At 69.9% G+C, this 23,326-nt stretch carries 27 protein-coding genes, 2 tRNA genes and 1 pseudogene; 17 read left to right on the plus strand and 13 right to left on the minus strand.

Annotated features, from left to right (window positions below; all coding sequences use genetic code 11):
- Nucleotides 1–330: 330 nt before the first annotated feature.
- Nucleotides 331–404, plus strand: a tRNA-Gln gene (locus DV20_RS12940).
- Between the two features lie 5 nt (nt 405–409).
- A tRNA-Gln gene (locus DV20_RS12945) sits at nt 410–486 on the plus strand.
- A gap of 117 nt (nt 487–603) precedes the next feature.
- Here the strand turns inward: DV20_RS12945 and DV20_RS44905 are convergent.
- Nucleotides 604–795 carry a hypothetical protein gene (locus DV20_RS44905; protein ID WP_152603703.1) on the minus strand — a complete coding sequence of 64 codons (192 nt, stop codon included), beginning with the start codon at nt 793–795 and terminating at the stop codon, nt 604–606.
- 362 nt (nt 796–1,157) lie between these two features.
- Between DV20_RS44905 and DV20_RS46520 the strand changes: the two genes are divergently transcribed.
- The 6 genes and pseudogenes from DV20_RS46520 to DV20_RS45855 all read left to right on the plus strand — a co-directional run bounded on the left by DV20_RS46520 (nt 1,158) and on the right by DV20_RS45855 (nt 5,979).
- Complete coding sequence (locus DV20_RS46520; protein ID WP_235190817.1) at nt 1,158–1,520, plus strand: transposase; 363 nt, start codon at nt 1,158–1,160, stop codon at nt 1,518–1,520.
- 24 nt (nt 1,521–1,544) lie between these two features.
- Nucleotides 1,545–2,069, plus strand: coding sequence for a transposase (locus tag DV20_RS46525; RefSeq protein ID WP_235190808.1), 525 nt, complete (start codon nt 1,545–1,547; stop codon nt 2,067–2,069).
- Between the two features lie 551 nt (nt 2,070–2,620).
- Nucleotides 2,621–3,093, plus strand: a pseudogene (locus DV20_RS12955) (helix-turn-helix domain-containing protein); the annotation flags it as partial.
- A gap of 490 nt (nt 3,094–3,583) precedes the next feature.
- Complete coding sequence (locus DV20_RS47175; RefSeq protein ID WP_235190809.1) at nt 3,584–4,312, plus strand: recombinase family protein; 729 nt, start codon at nt 3,584–3,586, stop codon at nt 4,310–4,312.
- A 237-nt stretch (nt 4,313–4,549) separates the two neighbouring features.
- Nucleotides 4,550–4,738: a hypothetical protein gene (locus tag DV20_RS46190; protein ID WP_200876409.1), complete on the plus strand. Its 189-nt coding sequence runs from the start codon at nt 4,550–4,552 to the stop codon at nt 4,736–4,738.
- Nucleotides 4,739–5,580: 842 nt separating this feature from the next.
- Entirely contained in the window at nt 5,581–5,979 is a 399-nt protein-coding gene (locus tag DV20_RS45855) for a hypothetical protein (RefSeq protein WP_167344377.1), read from the plus strand.
- A 516-nt stretch (nt 5,980–6,495) separates the two neighbouring features.
- On the opposite strand, the gene DV20_RS46530 is transcribed toward DV20_RS45855, so the two are convergent.
- Nucleotides 6,496–6,852, minus strand: a complete 357-nt coding sequence (locus DV20_RS46530; RefSeq protein ID WP_235190810.1) for an FUSC family protein — start codon at nt 6,850–6,852, stop codon at nt 6,496–6,498.
- A 226-nt stretch (nt 6,853–7,078) separates the two neighbouring features.
- Entirely contained in the window at nt 7,079–8,092 is a 1,014-nt protein-coding gene (locus tag DV20_RS12970; protein WP_063607797.1) for a glycosyltransferase, read from the minus strand.
- Nucleotides 8,093–8,200: 108 nt separating this feature from the next.
- Between DV20_RS12970 and DV20_RS12975 the strand changes: the two genes are divergently transcribed.
- The gene (locus DV20_RS12975) at nt 8,201–8,614 is read left to right on the plus strand and encodes an STAS domain-containing protein (protein WP_063607803.1); all 414 of its coding nucleotides are present in this window, start codon (nt 8,201–8,203) and stop codon (nt 8,612–8,614) included.
- A 447-nt stretch (nt 8,615–9,061) separates the two neighbouring features.
- Here DV20_RS12975 and DV20_RS12980 read toward each other — a convergent pair whose 3' ends face one another.
- Nucleotides 9,062–9,481: a CBS domain-containing protein gene (locus DV20_RS12980; RefSeq protein ID WP_043779802.1), complete on the minus strand. Its 420-nt coding sequence runs from the start codon at nt 9,479–9,481 to the stop codon at nt 9,062–9,064.
- Nucleotides 9,482–9,948: 467 nt separating this feature from the next.
- On the opposite strand from DV20_RS12980, the gene DV20_RS12985 reads away from it, so the two are divergent.
- Nucleotides 9,949–10,176 carry a hypothetical protein gene (locus DV20_RS12985; protein WP_043779803.1) on the plus strand — a complete coding sequence of 76 codons (228 nt, stop codon included), beginning with the start codon at nt 9,949–9,951 and terminating at the stop codon, nt 10,174–10,176.
- 52 nt (nt 10,177–10,228) lie between these two features.
- On the opposite strand, the gene DV20_RS12990 is transcribed toward DV20_RS12985, so the two are convergent.
- The 5 genes from DV20_RS12990 to DV20_RS13010 all read right to left on the minus strand — a co-directional run bounded on the left by DV20_RS12990 (nt 10,229) and on the right by DV20_RS13010 (nt 15,129).
- Nucleotides 10,229–11,008 (minus strand): GAF and ANTAR domain-containing protein, encoded by a 780-nt coding sequence (locus DV20_RS12990; RefSeq protein ID WP_051735958.1) that lies wholly within the window; start codon nt 11,006–11,008, stop codon nt 10,229–10,231.
- 53 nt (nt 11,009–11,061) lie between these two features.
- On the minus strand, nt 11,062–11,769 hold the full coding sequence (locus tag DV20_RS12995; protein ID WP_043779805.1) for a GAF domain-containing protein: 708 nt from the start codon (nt 11,767–11,769) through the stop codon (nt 11,062–11,064).
- An 81-nt stretch (nt 11,770–11,850) separates the two neighbouring features.
- Nucleotides 11,851–12,060, minus strand: a complete 210-nt coding sequence (locus tag DV20_RS13000; protein ID WP_043779808.1) for a hypothetical protein — start codon at nt 12,058–12,060, stop codon at nt 11,851–11,853.
- Between the two features lie 70 nt (nt 12,061–12,130).
- Nucleotides 12,131–13,918, minus strand: coding sequence for a thiamine pyrophosphate-requiring protein (locus DV20_RS13005; protein ID WP_043779810.1), 1,788 nt, complete (start codon nt 13,916–13,918; stop codon nt 12,131–12,133).
- The gene (locus DV20_RS13010; protein WP_043779813.1) at nt 13,915–15,129 is read right to left on the minus strand and encodes a zinc-dependent alcohol dehydrogenase; all 1,215 of its coding nucleotides are present in this window, start codon (nt 15,127–15,129) and stop codon (nt 13,915–13,917) included. The genes DV20_RS13005 and DV20_RS13010 overlap by 4 nt, the downstream gene beginning before the upstream one ends.
- 132 nt (nt 15,130–15,261) lie before the next feature.
- Between DV20_RS13010 and DV20_RS13015 the strand changes: the two genes are divergently transcribed.
- From DV20_RS13015 to DV20_RS13030, 4 genes are all read left to right on the plus strand, one after another.
- On the plus strand, nt 15,262–15,642 hold the full coding sequence (locus tag DV20_RS13015; RefSeq protein ID WP_063607805.1) for a hypothetical protein: 381 nt from the start codon (nt 15,262–15,264) through the stop codon (nt 15,640–15,642).
- Nucleotides 15,642–16,049, plus strand: coding sequence for a four-helix bundle copper-binding protein (locus DV20_RS13020; protein ID WP_043779816.1), 408 nt, complete (start codon nt 15,642–15,644; stop codon nt 16,047–16,049). The genes DV20_RS13015 and DV20_RS13020 overlap by 1 nt, the downstream gene beginning before the upstream one ends.
- A gap of 5 nt (nt 16,050–16,054) precedes the next feature.
- Nucleotides 16,055–17,137: an L-dopachrome tautomerase-related protein gene (locus tag DV20_RS13025; protein ID WP_043779977.1), complete on the plus strand. Its 1,083-nt coding sequence runs from the start codon at nt 16,055–16,057 to the stop codon at nt 17,135–17,137.
- 147 nt (nt 17,138–17,284) lie between these two features.
- The gene (locus tag DV20_RS13030; protein WP_043779818.1) at nt 17,285–17,617 is read left to right on the plus strand and encodes a hypothetical protein; all 333 of its coding nucleotides are present in this window, start codon (nt 17,285–17,287) and stop codon (nt 17,615–17,617) included.
- Between the two features lie 248 nt (nt 17,618–17,865).
- Here the strand turns inward: DV20_RS13030 and DV20_RS13035 are convergent, their stop codons facing one another.
- The 4 genes from DV20_RS13035 to DV20_RS13050 form a co-directional block, all read right to left on the minus strand.
- Nucleotides 17,866–18,951: an Rv2629 family ribosome hibernation factor gene (locus tag DV20_RS13035; RefSeq protein WP_043779820.1), complete on the minus strand. Its 1,086-nt coding sequence runs from the start codon at nt 18,949–18,951 to the stop codon at nt 17,866–17,868.
- A gap of 394 nt (nt 18,952–19,345) precedes the next feature.
- Nucleotides 19,346–20,563 (minus strand): NAD(P)/FAD-dependent oxidoreductase, encoded by a 1,218-nt coding sequence (locus tag DV20_RS13040; RefSeq protein ID WP_043779822.1) that lies wholly within the window; start codon nt 20,561–20,563, stop codon nt 19,346–19,348.
- A gap of 50 nt (nt 20,564–20,613) precedes the next feature.
- A complete protein-coding gene (locus tag DV20_RS13045) occupies nt 20,614–21,024 on the minus strand; it encodes a hypothetical protein (RefSeq protein WP_043779824.1) in 411 nt (136 codons plus the stop codon).
- 37 nt (nt 21,025–21,061) lie between these two features.
- Nucleotides 21,062–21,589 (minus strand): DUF2231 domain-containing protein, encoded by a 528-nt coding sequence (locus tag DV20_RS13050; RefSeq protein WP_043779826.1) that lies wholly within the window; start codon nt 21,587–21,589, stop codon nt 21,062–21,064.
- A 116-nt stretch (nt 21,590–21,705) separates the two neighbouring features.
- Between DV20_RS13050 and DV20_RS13055 the strand changes: the two genes are divergently transcribed.
- The 3 genes from DV20_RS13055 to DV20_RS13065 all read left to right on the plus strand — a co-directional run bounded on the left by DV20_RS13055 (nt 21,706) and on the right by DV20_RS13065 (nt 23,324).
- Nucleotides 21,706–22,431: a helix-turn-helix transcriptional regulator gene (locus DV20_RS13055; protein ID WP_043779828.1), complete on the plus strand. Its 726-nt coding sequence runs from the start codon at nt 21,706–21,708 to the stop codon at nt 22,429–22,431.
- A gap of 50 nt (nt 22,432–22,481) precedes the next feature.
- The gene (locus DV20_RS13060) at nt 22,482–22,679 is read left to right on the plus strand and encodes a hypothetical protein (RefSeq protein ID WP_051735960.1); all 198 of its coding nucleotides are present in this window, start codon (nt 22,482–22,484) and stop codon (nt 22,677–22,679) included.
- A gap of 426 nt (nt 22,680–23,105) precedes the next feature.
- On the plus strand, nt 23,106–23,324 hold the full coding sequence (locus tag DV20_RS13065) for a DUF2188 domain-containing protein (protein ID WP_043779831.1): 219 nt from the start codon (nt 23,106–23,108) through the stop codon (nt 23,322–23,324).
- Nucleotides 23,325–23,326 lie beyond the last annotated feature (2 nt).

Raw genomic sequence — 23,326 nt, forward strand, 5'->3', positions numbered from 1 at the left:
GCCGGGCAACTTCAACAGTCGGGCCCATCGAGGATGTACTACCCAAATGAAAGGCTAGAGCATGGCTGACAACACTGCGCGAGCCCGAGATCAAGTCGAAGGGCACCGGAGGGCTATTCGTGAGCATATCGACAAATGGAAGAGGTACCCTCAGCAGCACGACAAGGATACCGCGCTGAAGACAATCGCGAACGCCCAGAGCCAGATTCTAAAGCTGAAGGATCGGCACCCAACCCTGAAGCGGGACAACTCCTCGGAAGATACATGGCGCCCTCCTCGGTAGGAGCGGTTAGAGAGATATATATTTCCTGCTATAATAGCTAGCAGGAATGCCTTGTAGCCCAACGGTAGGGCGCTCGCTTCTGGAGCGAGAAGTCTTGGTTCGAGTCCAAGCGAGGCAACCATTTATTCGGGAGTAGACAAATTGGTAAAGTCGCCTGGTTTTGATCCAGGAGTTTGAGGGTTCAAGTCCTTCCTTCCGGACCACTGATATTATCAGACGCTCAAGCCCATGTTGATTCCCGGCATTGCAGCGGTGGCGCGAGCAAAGAACTAGCTCTGCCCGCACCGAACCCGCCGTATTATTCAGCCGTTCTCATGGTACTAGTCGTTCGCCCCCTCAAAGGTGGCGATCATACTCTTCGCCTCCTCGATCTGCCTACCGTAGGTTCCCAGAACCGTTTCTCTCACGCCAGGACTGGCGTCAGCCAATTTAATAACGGCTTCGTCATATTTTTTCTGAGCCTCGGCCAGCATCTGCTTCGAACGTTCAATCTGCTTGTCATATTTTCCCATTTGCTCAACTCCCTCTTCGGAAAACTTTCACTCTAATGCGTTGGACAGATTTGTTCGCTGTCGCCCTGAACGCACAGCACCTTTCGTCTCAAATGCCGGAGAGTTCTCGCGTAAGACGTTGACGATTAATAATCGTCTTGCGCTGTCGGGCCGTTACAGCGATCGAGACGATGGAGTAGGTGAGTTCTTCACAACCTCCGCAACTTGTACCGATACCTCGTCTATCCGCGGCGCTTCGTCTAAGCTTGAGTTTAACCTTTGAGTGGCCGGGTGAGGCCCTGGTTGATCATGAGTGAAGCCCTTGGTCGATCATTCCTCTTGCGACAGATGGAAGATCGAACCAAGGGCTTCAGTTGATCAGTGTGCACCATGCCGTGGACGCCGGTGCGGCGAGGGAGCTGTCGGCGTTGCGGGCGGAGTTCTATCGTTGTCTGCCCCGGCGGGCGGACGCGTTGTTCGAACTGACCGACGCGGTGTTGTGCACGGACGGGCCGGTGCGGTCGGTCGCGGTGCTGTCGCTGGTTGGTGAGCACCGGCGCGGGCATGGCAGCGGCGATGCCGCGCTGGCCCGGGGCCGGGTGAACATCAACCGGTTGCGCACTGCGCTGACCGCGGTGTCACTGCCACGTGCAGCGGACGGGCGGCTGGTGCTGGCGGTGGACGTCACCTGCTGGCTGCGGCCGGAGGCACACACCTGCTCGCAGCGGATCCTGTGTCACACCTAGGGCCGGGGCAAAGACCAGCACATCATGGTGCCGGGCTGGCCCTACTCCGTCGTCGTCGCCCTGGAAACCGGGCGCCATTCGTGGACCGCGCCGCTGGACGCGATCCGGCTGGTCGCCGCCGGGCACTGGCAACCGGGAGATCCGCAGATCCTGCTGGTCGCCGACGCCGGCTACGACGGACCCCGGCTGGCCCACGTGCTGGCCGATCTCCCGATCACCGTGCTGGTGCGAATGCGCTCAGACCGGGTACTGCACCGTCCCGCGCCCGCACCCTCACCTGGCACAACAGGCCGGCCCCGCCGCCACGGCGGCGAGTTCATCTTCGGTGACCCGAACACGTGGGGCGAGCCGGATATCACCATCGACACCACGACCCGGCTATATGGTCCCGCCCTGATCCGGGCCTGGGACCGGCTGCATCCACGGCTGACCCACCGCATCGCCTGGGCCGGCCACGACGGCGCCCTGCCAATCATCGAGGGCACCATGATCCGGCTGCAGGTCCAGCGCCTGCCTTCCGGCGCGATCCCCGAACCCGTGGGGCTCTAGCACTCCCACACCGGCCTCGACCACGCCGAGGTCGATCTGGCCTGGCAAACGTTCCTGCGCTGGTTCCACATCGAACACACCTTCCGCATGCTCAAGCAAACCCTCGGCTGGACCATCCCGAAACTTCGCTCACCCGAAGCGGCCGACCGCTGGACCTGGCTACTGCTCACCGCCTACACCCAGCTCCGCCTCACCCGTGACATCACTACCGATCTGCGCGCCCCTGGGAGAAACCCCGACCCGCTCAGCGGCTCACCCGCGCCAGGATCCGCCGAGGATTTCGGAACCTGCGTCCACAACCCGCCTGTCCAGCCCGTGTCCCGAAACCCTCCCGGCCCGGCCCCGGACGCCCCGCCGGACTGCCCAACCACCAGCCCACAGCACGCCACGACGTCCACACCGTCACCAGCACAAACAAGCGGAAACCCAAACACGGCAAGAACACCAAGTCAAGCAGCTTACGACCCCGCCGAACAGGTTAAAACTCAAGCTAAGGGGATGTCTCGTAACCCGGTGGGCGATTCGTCGGGCCGATAGTTGATCATGTTGGTGTGGTTCAGGTGATCACAGCGTCGCGGCCGGAGTGGATTGCCCCGTTCACTGGACTGCACCGGGTCAGTTCCGCAAGCTGGTGCGGCTGGTCGCGAAGCGGGGCGGAGACGAGATCGCGGACGGGCGTCCGGGCCGGCAGTGGGCGTTGCCGCTGGCCGACCGGGTGTTGCTGGTCGCGACCTACTGGCGGACGAACCTGATGATGCGCCAGATCGGGCCGCTGTTCGGAGTGTCGCATTCCGCCGCGCACCGGGTGATCGACACGATCGGGCCGCTGCTGGCGCTGGCGCCAGTCCGTAAACGCCGGGTCGACTCCGTGGCGATCGCGGACGGCACCCTGTCCCGACCCGGGATCACCGGTTGGCGACCGTCGAAGAACTACCGATATTCGACCAACGTGCAGGTCGCGATCGATGCCGAGACCCGGCTGGTGATCGCCACCGGTGACCCGCGGCCGGGCAGCCGCAACGACAGCCGGCACACCGAAGCGGCCCTGGAGAGGTTCCTACCTCATTAAGGCACGAAAGTGCTCTACGCGGCGTCGGGTCGACGTCACTCATCGCCTGGAGGACCAGGCCTGGGACGCCGTGATTGTGCAGCACTTGAACCACGCGGCGTTCAGCCGGATAGTCGCGGCTCCGGGTTACCAGCACGTTGTGGCGGGGTCGTTGGTCTTGCCGGGTGATCGCTTGCCGTGGTGTATCACGCGTCAACGGTTCTCGCGTCGCACCCGTGACAGCCGGCGACGCGAGGGTGGCAAGTATGGAAACTCCTGATCTTCTCAGTGCCTGGGTTCAGGGCGCACGCCAAAGGATTGCTCACCGTCCACAGCGGCGAGCCCGCGGCGCGGCCAGGTTCGCGTTCTACGGTCGGACGTCGACGGTTGAACACCAGGATCCGGTAAGTCCGCCGCGTGGCAATGTGAGGCAGCCGAAACCTTGATCACCAGGCGCGGAGTGATCATGGCGGAGTATTTCGATGCCGGGTGTTCACGGCGGTTGCCGTGGCGCGACCGGCCGGAGGCAGCAGCAGCGTTGCTGGCGGCTCTTCCTGATCCGGATCGCGGGTTCGATGCGATCGTGGTCGGAGAGTACAAACGCGCATTCGCCGCGAACCAGTTCGAACAGCTGACCCCGACACTCACCCGATACGGTGTGCAGGTCTGGCTCCCGGAGGCCGGCGGACCAGTCGAGGCCGGCTGTCCCCTGCACCGGATGCTCATGACCGTGCTCGGCGCACAATCGCAGCGGGAGGTGCTACGCGCCCGACATCGGACGTTGGCAGCGATGCGCGCCCAGGTACGCATGCAGGGCCGCTACCTGGGAGGGCGGCCACCGTACGGGTACCGCCTGGTCGATGCGGGACCGCATCCAAACCGGACGCACGCCGCCTGGTGCCGCCGACTCCAGCGACTAGATCCGGACCCGGTGACAGCCCCGCATGTGAAATGGATCTTCGCCAAGCGACTTGCCTGCCGCAGCGCTGCGGGTATCGCTCGCGAGCTGAACGAGCGAGGCGTGCCGTGCCCGTCCGCAGCGGATCCGGGCCGCAACCGGCACCGTTCCGACCGGACGTGGTCACTCCGCACGATCGTCGAGATCCTCCGAATCCGCGATACACCGGTCGAGGAGTCTGGGACCGCGTCCCGGGCCGTAACCTGCAGGACCCGGAAACACCGCGTGGCAAGTTGACCATCGCAGCCGGACCTTCTCGTCCAGCGCTGGTCAGCGAGCGGGATTTCGTCGCCGTCCAGGCTGTCCGGGTCACTCGGACGGCGTCCGACGGCACGAGACGCGTCTACCAGCTGTCGGGGCTGGTGCAGTGCGGGTCCTGCGGACGCCGGATGGACTCACATTGGGTGAACGGTCGCCCTGGCTATCGCTGCCGACACGGGCGCGCTCGAGCGCCCACCCCGGCCAGCGACCGGCGTGAAGAACCTCTATCTACGGGAAGACGATCTTCTCGAACGGATCGCCACGCGCCTGCTCCCCCAAGGCAGCCGAACCGGCGATGTTGCCGGATACTTGCGCACACAGAAGCTGACGATCAAGTGCGACGCCGCGACACTGACGCTTCGATCCGCAGAAGTTCAGCAAACAGAATTGCCACACAGCTGATCGTGACTCAATCGTCCATGAGGCAATGATGTGCCCGAGACGATCTTGCACACTATCTACACGGCTGCTAATCGGAACGTATAAGGAAGCAACGTCGCAAAGTTGACTACCCACTCTGTATCGACCTCATAACTGCCAGTGAGGAACTGGCCCCGACTTCCCCCAGCGACTGGCCAAGGACGCTCAAAGACCAAGCGAGACGTCCGAATCGGCGAAGCCGACCGACTGGTAACAGCACCCTCGAAGCCCAGACACCGATAAGCAAAGACCACCTATCGGTGTCTGCTCTTCCAGAGTCTAAGTCTTCTGACATGTATAGCGACGACCGCGCACCGCGTACGCTCCCTGCCCTGAGGCCCATCAGGTCGAGCAGTCGACGGGGCCTAGAGGCCGATCGTGTGGAAAGTCGCCAGTTCAATCCACCGCTACTGCGTCCCCCAGGTCGCGATCAGGCGTCTACCCCGCCAGCACCCTTCCATCGTCGATACATGCGCTACTTGATGTCATTTTATCCATATCCTTAGGATTGCCGTAACAACCGCGGCGATAACCCCCCGTCGAGAGCGCCACCGGCAAATACTCGCGCGTATTGCAGCGCTTTATATCTCGGCGACCGCGCGCGAAATCGCGCAGCAGAAATAAAATGCACCTGCGGTATATCACCCCCGGAAGGAAAGCCCTTGCTCGGTGATGAGTCGTCCGTAGTGCCGCGCCACCGCCCGGTAGCGCGGTGTGCCCGTCACCGCGCGCACGAGCCCCGTCCGGCGGGCGGCACATCGGTCGCCGGCAGCCAGCCGTCGCTCTGCAATGACTAGCCGGTCGCGGGCGGGGTACGTGCACCCATGACCCAAGTTCGAGGCACCAGCCGCGCGATGGCCGCGGACGTCGACATCGTCCTCAACACCGCCTCCGACCTCACCCGGGCCCCGGCGTGGCTGCCGGCTCCGGTGCAGGTGGTCGGCACCGGAGCCGGCACGGTCGACTTGCGGTGGCGCGACGAGAGCGTGCACCGCTACGAGATCGACCTCAAAGCGGCCGAGCACCGGCTGGCCTGGCACCCGACCGGGGACGGCGGCTGGGCGGGCGAGCTGCGGGTCACCGAACAGGGTGCCGGGTCCAGCCGCGCGGAGCTGTTGGTGGAGGCCGCCGACGACGCCGACGCCGGCGAAGTGCGCACGGTGCTCGACGCGGCACTGCAGGCCTTGGCCGCCGAAGTCGACCAGAATTTCAACGTGAGCTGACCGCGCCACCAGCACGGGAGTGAGGACCAGATGCCCAGGCGGTCGGATCCCGCGGTAGCCGCGTCCAGCCGGTGGACCGACGACGACGGCGTGCGCGAGCCCGGCGGATCCCTGCACGCTTGGCGGCCGGGGACCAACCAGACTGCCGTTGCACACAGCCGGTTTGGAGCGGTTCCCGCATGTGTTGTGGATCGACGCCCGCACTCTTCGAAGGTGCTGTTACCCGGTCGTCGACCGCCCGGCCAATCACTGTGAGCAGATCCCGAGCGCAAGCGCGTGCGGCGTAGACCGCGGGCCCTCGGTAACCCGGCCCTGCATGCTTCGCCGGGTCGAGGAGGTCCCTGGCCCGCTCGGCGACCGCGTCGAGCAACGGGCGCGGTAGTTCCTCCCCGGACCCGATCGCCGCCCGGGCGACACGCACCAGGCTCAGCACGGCGTTCGCCTGCAGCGTCAGGTACTTGCTCCGCGCGATGGCGCGGTGCACGGCCGCGCGCGAACGCCACCGGCGCGGTGCGATCAGCGCCACCTGCTGCGCAGTGCCGCGCGCCTGCTTGAGCACGGCGAGCCGGTTGTGGATGCGCTGCCCGATCGCCGGCTCCCGGCCGGCGTCGTCGCGGGACCCGGCCGGCGTCTCGTCCGCGAGCTGGTCCCGCTGCCCGCCACCGCTTCCACCACGGTGCCGAGCGCGATGCCCAGCGCCACCCCGCTCATCAGCTGCACGGCCCGCTGACCCCGCAGGACATCACTGGCCGACAGCGACACCGCGGCCGCGATCGGCGCGAAGAAGGGCTGTGGATGCCCCAGCAGGTCGTGCGCGACGAACCACGACGCACTGACCGGCTGCGGCCGTCTGTACCACGGCCCAGCGGGCACGCCGAACCCGCCCGGCGACCGCCCGGGTCACCGAGCGCAGCCACTCGCTTCCCCGGAACACCATTCCCGGCGGGTACCCATGCGGGCGCGCCTGAAGTCCGTCCCACGCGGCCGGGGCGGACCACGGTCACGCGGACCGGCTGTGCGCCGCCTGCGCCGGCAGCAGCGTTGTTCGCGCTGCTCACACCCGGCTCCCGCACGAGCGAGGAGCCGATCACCGACGACGTCAGCCAGCTGAGCGTGTCCGCGCAGGGGCCCGGCTGCTTGGCCGGCCCCATCCCGCTCGCCGCGCCTTGACCCCCGTCACCTTCACCCGATCGCGCAGCTGGGCCGCCGAATGAGCGGCCACCCGCAACCGCCCGTCCCGGTAGGAAACACCGCCGCGCAGTACGCGCGTGCCCACCGCCAGCCAGCTGCACACCCCTCGCTCCGCCAGCCACAAGGGCACCCACAACGCGCTGTCGGCCGGGTACACCGCCGCGGCGCCGGCCCGCCGCCGTCCCGCTTCGGCCAGCAACGCCGCCGCCACCAAGCCGCCGGCGACCAGCCGTCCGCCACGGCGGGCAGCCGCCACTGCGGCCGGGAGGATCGCCAGCTCGGCGGCCAGCCGCCAGGGCTGCGCGAAACTGTCGTAGGCCTGGCGGACCCGCTGGGACAGGAAGGTCCGCACGTCCGGGGGCAGGCGCCGGACCAGCGGCGAGAGCAGGTACTGGACGGTGCCGCCCCGCGCCCGAACCGTCCGGATCAGTTCGAGGTTCTCGAAGAGCACATCGCCGTCGTAGCAGCCGAACCGGTGAAAGGCGGTGCGCCGCACGGCCAACGTCCCGGGATAGTCGTGGGCGAACGCCCGGTTGAGCAGGCTGCGGGCGGTGTCCCACCGGCAGTGCCACGGCGTCGGCCGGAAGTAGTTCTGGGGCACGACGAGGTCGGCGCCGTCGAGGGCCCCGGCCACCGCGGCGAGGGCGTCTCCGTCATACCGGACGTCGTCATCGGCGATGATCACCCGCTCCGCCCGCACCAGGCACACGCCGGTGATGACGCCGGCGACTTTCCCGTTGGCGCACCGCAGCTCCGGATCGGGCCGGACGTGGACGACCAGATCTCCCCACGCTCGCCGGTGTCGTTCGAACCAGCGCGGCGCCGAGCCGTCGACGACCACGACCTCCGCCCGGCCGGACAGCCACCGCAGGTACGCGGTCAGCTCGGCCAGGTCGGCGTCGCGGTCGTGGCGCAGCGGCAAAACGTAAGCGGGTCGGTGAGTCGCCGTCGTCATAGTGCGGAGTAGCCCGGGGGTGGGGGGCTACACCTGACGACGACCGTCCACATGTGAATACCTTTTCGAGTGGCGGTGCGGGAAACCACCCACCAGTACGCCGAAACGATCCTGGCCGTACGGACGATCCCGTGGCGGCATGATCTGGCGATCATCTGCGCCGCCGGGGAGATCGACACAGGTTCCGTCGGCCTGCTGCAGCAAGCGTTGTGGCAGGACTTGCCGGCCGGCCTCGTGCTGGACTTGTCCGGGGTGACCTTCTTCGGCTCGGCGGGATTGCGGGCGATCGAGGTCGCCGTCAGCCGGGCCCGCGCCGAGCGCCGCCGGATCGGAATCGTCGCCGCTGCCCGCCCGGTTCTCCGCCCACTGCGCATTTTCGGCGTGGACGCCTGGGTCGGGGTCTATCCGATTCTGGCCGATGCCCTGCGCGAAGTGCCGCTGTCCCCGCCACCGCCGGAGCGACCGGCCGGATTTGAGCCGCGTTCATGAGGTCCCGCAGGATCGACACGGTCGACGGCTCGCCGGGACAGCGGTGGTTCGTCGCCGGGTCGCCGCCGCCTTGCGGGACCAGGTCGAAAGCGCCGATGTCCTGACCGAGGAACCGCTCCGGGCCGAACGCGGCCGCCGATGAACGGCGCGAAGGGGGAGAACCGGCGCAGCTCGCGGGCGAACGCGGTGTCGCCGTTGGCCAAGCGCTACCGGTGCTGCGGCCAGCGGTGCAGGGCGTGCCCGGCGTCCGGTCCGCACAGGCCGACCGCGCGCTCGCTGAGCAGCCGGGTGTGGGCCACCACGGACGCCTTGCGAGCACGGAAGCCGGACAGTCAGGCGTAGCCGCCGAGCAGGTCAGGGAGGGACTCGTCCAGCAGGCGGAAGGGGAGCGCATTCTCCTCACCGGCTACCCGTCGCCGGACACGGACAACCGCGACTCCGCCGGTCTCAGGTGTTGGCTTCCTCGGAGCTGATTTCGGCGAGCGCCGAATCCGGGTCGCGTTCCATGGCCGCGTCACCGAGCGAAAGCACGCCCACGGGCCGGTCGTTCTCGACCACCGGAATGCGGCGCACGGCGGCCTCGCGCATGCGGGCGATGGCGGCGTCGGCGGCGTCGTCCGGCGCCACAGTGAGCAGCTGGTCGCTGCACACGTCGCCGAGCGCACAGGCGGCCAGGTCGTCGAAGTCGGCCACGCCCCGGACGACGATGTCGCGGTCGGTGACGATCCCGCGCAGCTGCCCGTCTTCGACGACGAGCACGGCACCGACGTCCTGCTGCCGCATGGCTTGCGCGGCCTGCCGCACCGGGGCGTCCGGCGGCAGGCTCACGAGGTCGGTGGTCATGAGGTCCCGGACCAGTTGAGTCATGACGGTTTTCCTTTCCCGGTGCCGAACCGGCTCGTGGCGGCCGAGTGCTCCGGGTGCCACCGGGTGAGAGCGCTAAACGGGTGATCGGCTCCCGTGTCGCCGAAACGGGAGCACAGTCCCCGCAACGCGCGTCACGCCCGCCGGCGGGGAACACCGCACCGCGCGTCGAAAGGGATGTCGGTACGGCGGAGTCCCCGGGCCTCACCCCTTCCGCCTCCCGGAACACCGGTGCACGCCCGAGCCGGGTCGCGCAACCGCCGAGAAGCGACCCCCATGCCGGCTCTCATGCCACCGCTTCCGCTCGCAGGCCTCCTCCACCCATCGCTGAGCGGAAGCGGTTCTCGTCGGCCGACACCCGATCAGGTCAAGCTGCCCGGACGGGCGATGGTCATGCCCCCGTCTGCGGCGGGACTACACCTGGAGCACGCAGGCGGCTAGCGTGGTGGGTGAGGGACGGAGGCTCGCTGGTGGACCGACAGGATCGGGAACACGCGGCGCGCGCGGCGCGCGCGAAGGCCGACCGGCGGGCGGCGATCGGCGAGGCGACGGGCATCCTCCTCGCCCAGGGCGACGACCATGCCCGCGCGACGCTGCGCGAGCCCCACGGTCCGGCCGGGGAGGACGACGAAGCCGCCCGCGTGGTCGCGACGGCGAACGCGGCCGCCGAGGACGGAGCCGATCCGGACTGGATCTGACCGGCGGCGCACCGATTCCGCGGCATGACGGCTCGCGGGGCGGAACCCGGGGTCAGCCGTCTTCGGCCAAGCGGCCCGCGGCCGAGGTCGACAGGCTGGGCGAGGCGGCCGCCACGAGCGCGGGGTCGAGGGTACCCCCGGTGATCGCCCCCGCGACCTCGCCGGTCGTGGCCCGGGTCCGGTCGGCATGGGCCTGCAGCAGAACCCGCGCCGCACCCGGATCGAGGTCACGCGCCGCGGCCACCATGCCCACCGCCTGGGCGACCCGGACCCGGCCGTTGAGGACCGCGAGGGTCGTCTCGGCCAAGCGGGCTTCGCGGCGGTCGCCGGATTCCACTGTCATGCCGAGCACCGCGAGATCCGCCAGCGCCTGCGCGGCCGCCAGCTCCTCGCGGCCGAGTTCACGCGGACGCGTGTGGAAGACGTTCACACCGCCCAGCGTCCGCCCCCGCAACCGCAGCGGAAACGCGTGCACTGCGGCGAACCCGCCGGCCGACGCCGCGAGCCGGAACGCCGGCCAGCGCGCCGGGTCCACTGCATCGAGGTGGGGCGCGGCGACGATCTCGCCGGTGCGGATGCAGTCCACGCACGGCCCCTCCCCGGTCAAGGTCTGGAGCAGTTCGAGAAACCGGGACGTGTCGTCGGACGCCGCGAGCACCTCGACGCCGCCTCGAGGGTCGGCCACCAGCAGGCCCGCCGCGGAAGCGCCGGTCACCTCGCCCAGCGACCGCGTCGCCGTCCGCAGCAGCGAAGCCGGGTCGGTGCCGTCGGCGACGAGGCGGGTGGTGAGCTCCACCATCGCGTGCGCAAGCTGTTCCCGGTCGACGGACACTCCGTGAGCATACGGCCCGGTACCGCCGGACGCGGTGCGGTCGGCCGCCGGAGTCACTCCGCCCACCGGTCGAGCGTGATGCGCCGGGCGATCACGTCCCGCGACACCTCCAGCAACGACCGTCCCTCCCCGAAAGCGTGCGCCCGCAGGCGCATGGAGGCGTCGACGAGGCTGATCCGCAGCTGGACGGCGACCATGCCCGTCGCGATGTGCACGTCTTCGTACGCACCGCCGCCCTGTTCCGCCGGATCCAAGCCCGCCGCCTCGTCGTTGAGGGCCTGCCGGAGGACCACCGCGATGGCGAGGTCGGCCAGGACCGTCGCGTCGGCCAGGGCGTCGGACGTCAGCCGTCCGGGGGCGCGGCGGTACAGGTCCAGGGTGCCGAGCTTGATCGCGCCGCTGTGCAGCGGGAAGGCGAACACCGCGGCCACCCCTTCGGCGCGGGCGGCGTCGGTGAACATCGGCCACCGGCCGTCTTCGGCGGTGATGTCGGTGATGAGCACGGGCTCATCGCTGGTGTAGGCCAGGACGCCGGGGCCTTCGCCCAGTGCGTACTGAGCTTCCTCCAGCTTCGACGCCCACGGCCCGCTCGTGGCCAGCAGCTCCTGCGTGCGGCCCGCAGAGCGCATCGAGAGCGCGGCGCCGTCCGCCAGTCCGCCGACGCAGGTGGCGCAGACCGCGGCGGGCAGTCCCGCGCCGTCCCGTGCAGCCCGCCGGGTGACCTCCTGCCACAGCCGCTCGCGGTCGGCGGCCGGCTGCACGCCGGGATGGGCACGTCAACGACCAGACCGTCAACGACGAAACCATCGCGCCCTTCGGCGGCCATGACGTAATGCCCGGCGTCAGCTCCCCGAGACGTCCGTAACGGGATAATCGCTCTGCCCCACCGCACCGGTCGGTGACGCCGGCTCCCGCCGCTCGGACACCTCGGCCCGCCCGGGCTGCGGATCCGGTTCGCCGGCGAGCCCGGGCCCGCTTTCGGCCATCGACGCCCGGCTGCCTTCTTCTTCGGTCCAGGCCGGAGTCGTGTCGCGCTTCTCGTCATCGCTCATGCCCGTCGGCTACCCGCGCAGCCGCCTGACAACCGCCCCGGCTCAGGCGGTCGCGGTGACCTCGGGCGTGTCATGAACTGCCCTCATGGCCTTCGTCGGATCGCTGCTTCGCGACGTTCTCGCCGGCCCCGGCGTCGTCGGTTTCCTGCTCGAGACCCTGGTGGATCTTCTCGACCTTGGCGTCCGGCAGGTGTGGCGCGAGCAGCGGCACGGCGGGGTCGACGATCGCTTCGACCACCACCGGCCGGTCCGCGGCGAACGCCTGTTCCCAGACGTCGTCGACCTGTTTCGGGTCGTCCAGCCGTAAACCACGCAGCCCGACCAGGTCCGCGTATGCGGCATACGGGAAATCGGGGACGCGCTGGGACTCTTCGTACCGCGGATCGCCCTCCATCTCCCGCTGCTCCCAGGTGACCTCGTTGAGGTCGCGGTTGTGCAGCACCAGCACGACGAACCGCGGATCGGCCCACGAACGCCAGCGGTCGGCGACGGTGATCAGCTCCAGCAGCCCGTTCATCTCCATCGCGCCGTCGCCGGCCAGCGCCACGACCGGGCGGTCCGGCGCGTCCAGCTTCGCCGCCAGCGCGTACGGCAGCGCACACCCCATCGCCGCCAGGTAGCTCGACACGTGCGCGGGCACCCCCGCTGGCAAGGCCAGGTGCCGCGCGTACCAGTACGTCGAGGACCCGACGTCGACCGCGACCCGCGCCGACGGCGGAACGTGGTCCGACAGCTTCCGCACCACCAGCTCCGGGTTCAGCGGATCCGCGGGACGCTCGGCGCGGTCCCGGGCGATCTCGCGCCACCGCTCGACACTCTTGCCGACTTCGCCGTGCCAGCGCCGGTCGGGGTTGCGAGGAAGCAGCTTCAGCAGCGCACGCAGCGTCTCGCGGGCGTCTCCGGCCAGCGCGACCTCGACCGGGTACTTGCTGCCGATCACGCGGGGCTCGTTGTCGATCTGCACGGCCCGGGCCTGGCCGGGCGCCGGGTAGAACTCCGTCCACGGGTCGTTGCAGCCGACGATCAGCAGCGTGTCGCAGCCGCTCATCAGCTCCGCGCTCGCCGTCGTCCCGAGGTGGCCCATGACGCCGGTGTGCCAGTCCGGGCCCTCCGGCAGTTCCGGCTTGCCGACCAGCGACACGGTCACACCCGCGCCGAGCCGGTCGACGACCTGCTCGATCTCCCGTCGCGCACCCGCGCCGCCGCGCCCGACCAGCAACGCCACCTTCCGGCCACCGCGCAGCACGTCGACCGCCTGGCGCACCGCGCCGTCGTCCGGCAGCACCCGGGGCCGGGCCGAGACCGGCGACGACGGCACCACACCGTGCGCGTGCGGGATCTCCCCGGGCGCTTCGGCGCGCTGCACGTCGTGCGGCAAGATCACACACGTCGGCGTCCGCGTCTCGATCGCCGTCCGCATCGCGTTGTCCAGCAGCATCGGCACCTGCTCGGGCGCGAACGCCGTCTGCAGGTATTGCGCGCAGACGTCCTTGAACAGCGCGTGGAGGTCGACTTCCTGGAGGTAGCCGCTGCCCAGCGCGGTCGACACGACCTGCCCGACGAGCGCGACGACCGGCCGCCGGTCGAGCTTGGCGTCGTAGAGCCCGCCGAGCAGGTGGATCGCGCCGGGTCCCTGCGTCGACAGGCAGACACCCGGCGTCCCGGTGTACTTCGCGTGCCCGGACGCCATGAACGCGGCCATCTCCTCGTGCCGCGCCTGGACGTACTCCGGGTTTCCGCCCGCTCGGCGCAGGGCGGCGAGCACCGGGTCGATCCCGTCGCCCGCGTAGCCGAACACCCGACGCACCTGCCAGGTCGCGAGCCGTTCGACCACCAGGTCGGCGACCGTGCGGGTCATGCGGACACGTCCAGGACGGTCTTGAGCCAGCCTTCCTCGCGCCGGTCGAAGGTCTCGTACGCCTCGATCGCGTTCGCGGGCTCTTCGTGCTGCGTGATGAAGGCGAGCGGGTCCACCGCGCCGGAGGAGACCAGGTCCAGCAGCCGCGGCACGTACCGGCGGTGGTTGCAGTTGCCCAGCTTGATCGTGAGGTTGCGGTTCATCGCCTCCCCCAGCGGGAACCGGTCGAACCCCGGCGGGTACACCCCGATCACCCCGATGGTGCCCGCCTTCGCGACCGCCTCGACCGCCCACCGCACGGCCAGGCTCGGCGCGTTCCCGGGCACCCACTGCTCCCCCGAGGGCGAGGCGTCCGGGGCGGCCTGCGCCCGCTCCTGCTCGAACTGCTCCGCCTGCTGCGCGAGCTTCTCCGCGGCCGGGCCGCTCGAGGGCCGCTGTGCGTCGACGCCGACCGCGTCGATCACCCGGTCGACGCCGATGCCGCCGGTGAGTTCCTTGACCATGGCGACCGGGTCTTCGCGGTTGAAGTCGATGGTCTCGGCGTTCTGGCCACGGGCCTTGTCCAGCCGCGACGGCAGGCCGTCGACGACGAACACCCGGCCCGCACCCTGCCGCTTGGCCGAGGCGATGGCGAACTGCCCGACCACGCCGGCGCCCAGCACCAGCACGCTGTCGCCCTGGCCGACCTCGGCCAGCCGGGCGCCGAACCACGCGGTCGGGAAGATGTCCGAAACCAGGATCGCCTGATCGTCGCTCACCGAATCGGGAATCCGCACCAGCGTGGTCATCGCGAACGGAATCCGCGCGTACTCGGCCTGCAGCCCGTCGATCGGGCCGGTCGTCTCCGGTCCGCCGAAGAACGACGTCCCCGCCGACGGCCCGTTCGGGTTCGCGGTGTCACACTGCGCGAAGTACCCGGCCCGGCAATACGAACACGTGCCACACCCGATCGTGGACGTGACGACTACGCGGTCACCGGGTGAGAACCCGCGCACGGCCGGGCCGATCTCCTCCACCACCCCGACGGCCTCGTGGCCCAGGATCGTGCCCGGTTGCATGCCGGGCATGGTGCCGCGGACCAGGTGCAGGTCGGTGCCGCAGATCGCCGATCGGGTGATCCGGATGATCACGTCGCTGGGTTCGAGGATCTTCGGGTCGGGCACCTCGTCGATGCGGATGTCCCCGATACCGTGCCAGACCACTGCCTTCACTGCTCCTCCTTCGACCGGAACCACCCGCATACCCGCGCCGGTGGCCGGTACGCGTTCCGCGGCGACGCGGTTGACGCCGCCATGGCCGGGTACGCCGCAACGGCCCCGACCCGAACGGAGCTGCTGACCGCCATGCTGAAACCCCTCCTGCGCGGCGTGGCCGCGGGCGCCGCCGGAACCACCGCGTTGAACGCCGTGACCTACCTCGACATGGTCCTGCGCGGCCGGGCCGCCAGCAGCACGCCCGAGGAGAGCGTCCGGCGGCTCGCGGCCAAGACCGGCATCCCGATACCCGGCGACGAAGAGCAGCGGTCCCACCGGGAGCCCGGAGCGGGCGCGTTGCTACGGCGCCGCCCGCGCCGCCGGCCGGCGGCCGGCCTGCCGATGGCGTCGATGGGCGTGTCCGACCCCCGCGAATGGAACGTGCCGGACTGGCTCAGCGACCTGATCCCGCACCTGGCCTACGGCTTGACCACCGCCACCACCTACGCCGCCATGACGGAGGACGACTGATGACCCTGCCGCTGCTCGAAAGCCACCCCGACCAGCTCGGCGGCCTCGACCCGACCGCGATCGCGAACTGCATCGACGACTGCCTGGCCTGCGCCCGCGCGTGCACGGTCTGCGCCGACGCCTGCCTGTCGGAACCGTCGGTCGCCGAACTGGCGCACTGCATCCGCACCGACCTCGACTGCGCGGACCTCTGCGGCGCCACGGCCCGGATACTGTCCCGCCGGACCGGCACCACCGCGGTCCTCGACGCGCTCCTGCAAGCGTGCGCGGAAGCGTGCCGCGCCTGCGCCGAAGAATGCGAACAGCACGCCGATCACCACCGGCACTGCGCTCTCTGCGCCGAGGCCTGCCGCAAGTGCGAGGACAGCTGCCGGCAGCTGCGCGAGCACCTCGTCGGGACGGCGTGATCGCCATGACCGGAACCGACCAGCCCCTCGGCGACCTCGAAGTCGTCCACGAATTCACCGGGCCCATGCCGACCGGGGTCAGCGTGTCCCGCGGCGGCCGCGTCTTCGTCAACTTCCCGAAATGGGGCGACGACGTGCGCTTCACCGTCGCCGAAATCCGCGACGGCGAACTCGTCCCCTACCCCAGCCAAGCCCTCAACGACAACAAGAGCCAGACCGATCCCAGCGCGCTGGTGTCGGTGCAGAGCATCGTCGTCGACCCGAGCGACCGCCTCTGGATCCTCGACACCGGCAGCCCGCTGTTCGAACCCACCGCCCACGGCGGCCCCAAGCTCGTTTGCGTCGACCTCGACCGCGACGAAGTCACCACGACCATTTTGTTCCCCGAGGACGTCGCGCTGCCCACCACCTACCTCAACGACGTGCGCTTCGACCTCGGCCGCGGGGTCGCGTTCATCACCGATTCCGCCGACCAGGGCCCCAACGGCATCATCGTCGTCGACCTGAACACCGGCGAGTCCTGGCGGCGCCTGCACGACCACCCCAGCACCAAGGCCGAGGAACCGCCGGACCTGCGGATGGTCGTGGAAGGCCGCGACTTCGTCGAACGATCCGAAGACGGCTCGACGAGCCCGATCAAGATGGGGGCCGACGGCATCGCCATCGGGGCCGACGGCGCCCGCCTGTACTACTGCTGCCTCGCCTCCCGACGCTGGTGGAGCGTCTCCACCGAGGCCCTGATCAACCGCGACACCGACGACGACGCGGTCGCCGCGACCGTCATCGACGAAGGCGACAAGGGCGGTGCCGGCGACGGCCTGGAAACCGACGACCAAGGCCGCCTCTACGTCACCGACGGCGAGCACAACGCGATCCATCGCCGCCATCCCGACGGGCGGTGGGAAACCGTCGCCCACGACCCACGGCTGCTCTGGCCGGACACGATGTCGGTGGCCGACGGCTACCTGTACGTAACGGCGAACCAGCTGCACCGCCAGGACAAGTACCGCGGCGGCAAGGACGAACGCCAATACCCGTACGTCCTGTTCCGCACCCCGATCGACGCCGGACCGGTAGCCCTGCGATAGCCATCAGGAGGTGCTTGGCGGAAAGCCAGGCGTCCGGCTCACCCTCGTAGGGTCTCCCGCGCCGGCACCGCGGCAGCCACCGCCCCGATCGGACGGTGTAATCCCGCGGCTCCGGGGAAGCCTGCAAGATCCGGAGAAGGGAAAACCATGTCCGAACCCGAACTTCCCCTGCCCGACTACGACCAGACTCCACTCGGGGCCCTGCAGCACCGCATCCGCTCGCTCGACGAGGCTCAGCTGCGCACGCTCGTCGAGCACGAACGCGCGCACGGCGACCGCGTACCGGTCCTGCAGGTCCTTCGAGCACGGCTCGATCAGCTGCGCGACGGCGCCGAACCGGCACCGGGCGACCCCGCCGCGGCGCCGCCCGCCCAGGGGACTCCGGGCGGTTCGCCGGTCAGCGAGTCGACGGCCGCGCCCGGCAACACACCGCTGCGGCACGGTGTTGCGGGCCAGACTCCGGCTCGCGGGCGTCCCTGACGGCCGCGGCGGTCGCCGGGGCGGCCGAATCCTCGGTCGCCCCGGCTCCGGGCGAGTACGGCGATCGCGCCGGTGACCGCCGCCGGCAGGTTGCCGCTCCGCGCCCGCGCGCCAAGGACCGCGCTCTGCCGCCCGGGACGTCAGGCGCAGTCACCCTGGCGGTCTCACGCCGCCGCGCGGAATCCGCGGCCGGCCGCCAGCCGGCTGCACCCCGCGCTCCGCCGACCACAACGGCGCTTCATGGGCCGTCAGTTGTGCCGCAGCAGTGCGCCCACGCCGTCCTTGAGTTCGACGCGTTCGTCCATGACGGTCACCGACGCCCCGGACGCCAGGGCCGCCCACGGCAGCGCCTCGTCCACCCGTTGCTCGTGGCCGCCTTCGACGCCGAAGGCGCGCAAGCTTTCGCGGTCGGTGGCGATTTCGCCGGTGTTCTCGCCCACCCAGACCACGGTGTCGGCCGGATCGCCGATCAGCAGCGTGTCGACGTTGGCTGCGGCCAAGGCAGCGACGACGTCGGCGAGCCCGGTGACCGCCAGCCCGTCGCCGCGGCCCAGGCCCATGCGGTAGCGCTCGGCCAGGCCGTCCAGCTCCTGCAACCGGTGCTCGGCGAGCACGGTCTCGACCTCCTGCCGGAGGTCGTCGCGGGAGGCGCCGGCCGCACGGCCGCCGGAGGACAGCTCCCGGGTGATCTCCTGCAGCGCGGGCGCCAGCTTGGTGTGCAGCGCCCGGCGGGACTGTTGCTCGCCGGCCAGCAACACCAGCTCGGGACCGAGCACGGCGATCCGGTCGGCGACGTCCTCGATGTTCTGGTTGCGGGTTTCTTCGACACTGGCCTGCATGCTGGTGTGCGCGAGCCCGCCACCCCGCACCTTGTGCAGCGGCGAGTCCTCCCCCGTCACCGTCTCGGTGGCCACCTCGCGGCCGTCCCGGTCGTACGAGACCAGGTCGGCGCCGCGGTTGTCCACCAGCACCAGCAGATAGCCCACACCGGCGTGACCGTGCGAAGCGAACGGCAGCAGATAAGGCCGCGCCGACACCCGCGCGACCTCCACCGCCGGAGCACCCGCGAGCCGCCGATCCAGCAGCACCCGGCCACCGGCGGCCACCACGCCGCGGCCACCACGCCCGACCGCCCGCTCACCATCCCGGACGGCGGTGACGACGGCGTCGACCGTCGCCTCGTCCGCGCCTTGCTCCCTGAGCCGGGCGGCGATGTCCCTCAGCTTGAGGTCGAGCTGACGGCCCGCGTCCTCGGTGTCGTGTGAATCCTCCAGGAAAACCGACACGAACGGACCGTCCGCGTCGAGCACCGGACGAAACTCGTCTTGCTCCATTGCCCCTCCTGGACCGATGGGTGAACAAGCCTTGCCGATACCCCTGGGCGCCGGGGACAAACGGCCGCCGTGGCGGTGGGGCCGGGCGGACCGCGAAGCACGGGCATAGATCAACACCAACGGGTTAACCCTTGTCCTTGGAGACCACTCGTCGGCGCCGCGCTGCGGACTTGCGGCGTAGAAAATCGGTACGGTGGGCAATTAGTGATCACGCTCAGTCGTATTCAAGGAGCGTGATAATGCGAAATTCCGAGACGACCACGGCCACGTCAGTAACTGACGCTGCCCGCGTGACGATACGGACCGCCACGCCACGCCACGCCGGCGGGCTGGCCGTCGCCGTCACGTTCGGCATCGGCCGGCTCACCGGCACCCCGCCGGCCGGCCAGGACTTCTAGGCCGGCGTGGCCGCTCGTTCGGTGCCGACCTCCGCCAGCGGCACCGAGACGTCGACGAGGCGGTCGACGTCGACCGTGCCGCCGGAGCGGATGAGGGCCTTGATCGGGTCGGTGACGTCCCAGACGTTGACGTTCATCCCCGCGACGACTTTGCCTTCCCTGAGCCAGAAGGCGATGAACTCGCGGGCTTCGACGTCGCCGCGGAAGACAACGCGGTCGTAGCCAGCGTTGTGGCCCAGGTACTCCATCCCGAGGTCGTACTGGTCGGTGAAGAAGTACGGCAGCTCGTCGTAGGTTTCGTCCTGGCCCAGCATCCCGGCGGCCGCGACGGCCGGCTGGTTGAGCGCGTTGGCCCAGTGCTCCACGCGGATCGGGCGGCCCAGGAACGGGTGGTCGGCGTTGGCGACGTCACCGGCGGCGAAGATGTCCGGGTCGCTGGTGCGCAGGTGGGCGTCGACGCGGATACCGTTGTCCACGGTCAGCCCGGCCGCTTCGGCCAGCGCCGTGTTCGGGACCGCGCCGATGCCGACGAGGACGGCGTCGGCGTCGATGCGCGTGCCGCCGACGAGGCTGACCCCGTCGGGGCCCGCTTCGGCGACCTGAACGCCGAGCCGCAGGTCGACGCCGTGCGCGGTGTGCAGGTCCGCGAACACCCGCGCGGCTTCCCGGCCGAGGGCGGGCAGCAGCGGCAGCTCGAGGGCTTCCAGCACGGTGACCTCCAAACCGGCCTGCCGGGCCGCCGCGGCGACCTCGAGGCCGATCCACCCGGCGCCCACCACGGCGAGCCGCGACCCGGTCTCCAAGACCTGCCGCAGCTGTTCGGTGTCGCCGAAGCGGCGCAGCTGCAGCGTGTCCTGCGCGCCCGGCAGGGCGCGGGGTTCGGCGCCGGTGGCCAGCAGGAGCTTGGCATAGCCGATGCGGCTGCCGTCGCCGAGCACGACCTCGTGGGCGGCGCGGTCGATGGCCGTCACCTGGGTGCCGAGCCGCAGGTCGATGTCGTGGTCGGCGTACCAGCTTTCGGGGTGCACGAACGCGCTCTCGCGCTCGGCTTTGCCGGTGAGCACGTCCTTGGACAGCGGGGGCCGCTCGTAGGGGCGGTGGTGCTCGTCGCCGAGCAGGACGATCTGCCCGTCGAAGCCTTTCTCCCGCAACGCTTCGGCGGCCTTCGCGCCGGCCAGGCCCGCTCCGATGATCACGAACGTCGGCGATGCCACTGATGAGCTCCTCGAGGGAATTGTCGGATGGTGCGCGGACCGAGGTAGGATCAGCTGCCGACGCCGAGGGCGGCGAGCAGGACGAGGACGACGGTGGCGACGGCGACCAGACCGTGCGCGCCGACCACCACGACCGGGAAGTGCTGCTCGGGCGCTCGGTCACCACCGGCGGTCCCGGCTCGGCGGCCGGGGATCCACCGGGCCAGCATGGTGAAGCCCAGCGCTGCGACGGGCACGAGCAGGACGAACGCGATCCACGCGAGCGTCTTGCCGCCGGCGACGAGGTAGCTGATCCACAGGACCAGCCCGGCCGCGGCGAGCGCGAAGTGCCCGAACACCAGCCCCGGGGAGAACCGGCTGCGGCCCGGTTCGCGAGTGCCGCCCTTGGCGATCCAGGTGCCCAGCATGACGAAGCCACCCACGGCGGTGACCAGCCAGGCGATCAGCGCGGCGATGTCCATGGAACGTCTCCTCGATGTGGTGGGGGAACGGAATGGTTCAGGCGGTGTGCTGCCGGGTCGTGTAGCCCTGGGCCTGGGTGGATTCGGCGGCGACGCGGACGCCGTAGTGGTAGGCCAGCTTGCCGCCGAGGTAGCCGGACGCGCCGAGCACGACGAGTGCGGCCGCCGACAGCACCAGCGGGCCGATCCCGACCGGGCCCGGCCCGTCGGAGGCCGCGCGGCGCCAGAAGAAGCCCACGACGTAGGCCGCGGTGACCACGAGGTTGAGGCTCATGTGCGTCAGCCCGGTGCGGAACGCCCGCGTGCCCTTGGGAATCGCCAGCAGGTCGAGCGTGCCGATCAGGGCCGCGGCGAGCGCGCCGACGACGCCGATCGCGATGAGCCAGACCGATCCACGGGCCAGGAACCCGGGATCGTCGACGATCAGCGACCCGATGTCGAACACCAGGCTGGAGACCCAGGCACCGATCGGGACGGTGACCAGGATCGGGTGGAACGGGTGCCCGTACGGGCCGGCCAGCACGGCGCTCACCGGCTGCTTCGCCTGTTCGAGTTCGTTCGTCATGGCGGCCTCCTTTTCGCCAGCGAAGTTTGGTCTTATTTGCGTCGACGGTCAAGTCGAGCAGGTGAGCGGTACCCGATCGGAGTTACCTCCATACGGTTCGGTGTTAGCCTGCTGCCATGAACGAGGAGCCGATCAGCGCGCTCGCCGCGCTGGACGACCCGCTGCGGCGGGGCATGTACGGCCACATCCGGCAGGCCCGGCACCCGGTCACCCGCGACGAAGCCGCCGAGGCGGTCGGCATCTCCCGCAAGCTGGCCGCGTTCCACCTCGACAAGCTCGTCGCGGCCGGGTTGCTGCGGACCCGCTACGAGTTCGTCGGCGGGATCCGCAAGGTCGGGCGGGCTCCCAAGGTCTATGAGCCGTCCGATCTGGAGGTACAGGTCAGCATCCCGCCCCGCCAGCACGACGTTCTCGCCGACATCCTGCTGGACGCCATCCTGGACGAAGGCGACGGCGAAACCGCCCGCGACTCGGCGCTGCGCGCCGCCCACCGCCACGGCGAAGCGCTCGGCGCGACGGAACGCGATCAGCTCCGGCCCGGACGCCTCGGCACCGAGCGCGCGTTGACCCTCACCTCGGCCATCGTCGAACGCCACGGATTCGAACCGGATCGGGAAAACCCGACGTGCCTGCGGCTGCGGAACTGCCCGTTCCACCCGCTCGCCGCCAAGGCCCCCGATCTCGTGTGCGGCATCAACCAGGCCTTCCTCAGCGGCCTGCTCGACGGCATCCAGGCCCCCACCGTCGAAGCCGTCCTCGATCCCCGTGCCGGCGAGTGCTGCGTGGAACTGCGGCCCGCCACGCCACACGACCACACATCAACGGGCTCTTGTTCTGCGTAAGGTGATCGTGGCCGGCGGAAGGGGTGCTGGTACGGCCCCGCCGACCGCTGGTGATCAGCACAGCCGGCCTCGCGGCCGGACTGGGACCGGCGGCGTGGAACGCCATCCTCAACGCCGTCCACGCACCCGGCTTCTTCACCGACGCACCGATCCCGGTGTTCCCGGTGAGCCGGCAGGACACCGGCAGCGGAGTGTTCGCCTGGCAACCGCCGCGCTGCTGCTCGGCCTCGGACCGCTGGCCCGCGTGAACACCACCCGCTGGGGCGGCGCCGTCACCGCGGACCACCAGGCGACGTCGATCAGCCGCAGGCCACCTCCGCCCGCGTCCCGAGCGGGCGAGCTCGTCACAGGCTTCGGGCAGGACTCGGCGTGCTGCTCGTCTCCGGCTCGCCGACCGGCTCTTTCCGGCTCTTCATCACGATGGTTGGACGGAGTTGTCCGGGGTATCCGCGAAACGGTGAGGCATGCAGCCACCACCGACGCCGGATCCCCGCGGTCCGCCCTCGGAGTGGCCTCGGGTTCAACCTCAGCTCGCGCGTCGTGATCACCGCCACCGGGGGCGCCCGGACAGAACTGCGTTGCGACGGCCCTGCGTCAGGGGCGCGCCGACCGATTCGACGCGGAAACGACGCCGCCCGCTAAGCGACAACTCGAGCCGGTTGAAGGGGCTTCCCATGGCCGAAGGCGACGTGCACACCTATTTCGAAGATGGTCAGTGGAAGAACCGGGTCGAGGGCGGCGTCCGCGCCTCCAACACCTCGCCGCACCGGGTGGACGCCGTGCTGGCGGGCCGGCAGGCAGCGAGGAAACGACGCGTCAGCCACGTCATCCACGACTGCGACGGCGGAGTCGAGAGCGAGAAGAACTTCCGGCCACGCACTTCGGCGCGCTGATC

The sequence above is a fragment of the Amycolatopsis rifamycinica genome (assembly GCF_000695625.1).
Lineage (GTDB): Bacteria > Actinomycetota > Actinomycetes > Mycobacteriales > Pseudonocardiaceae > Amycolatopsis > Amycolatopsis rifamycinica.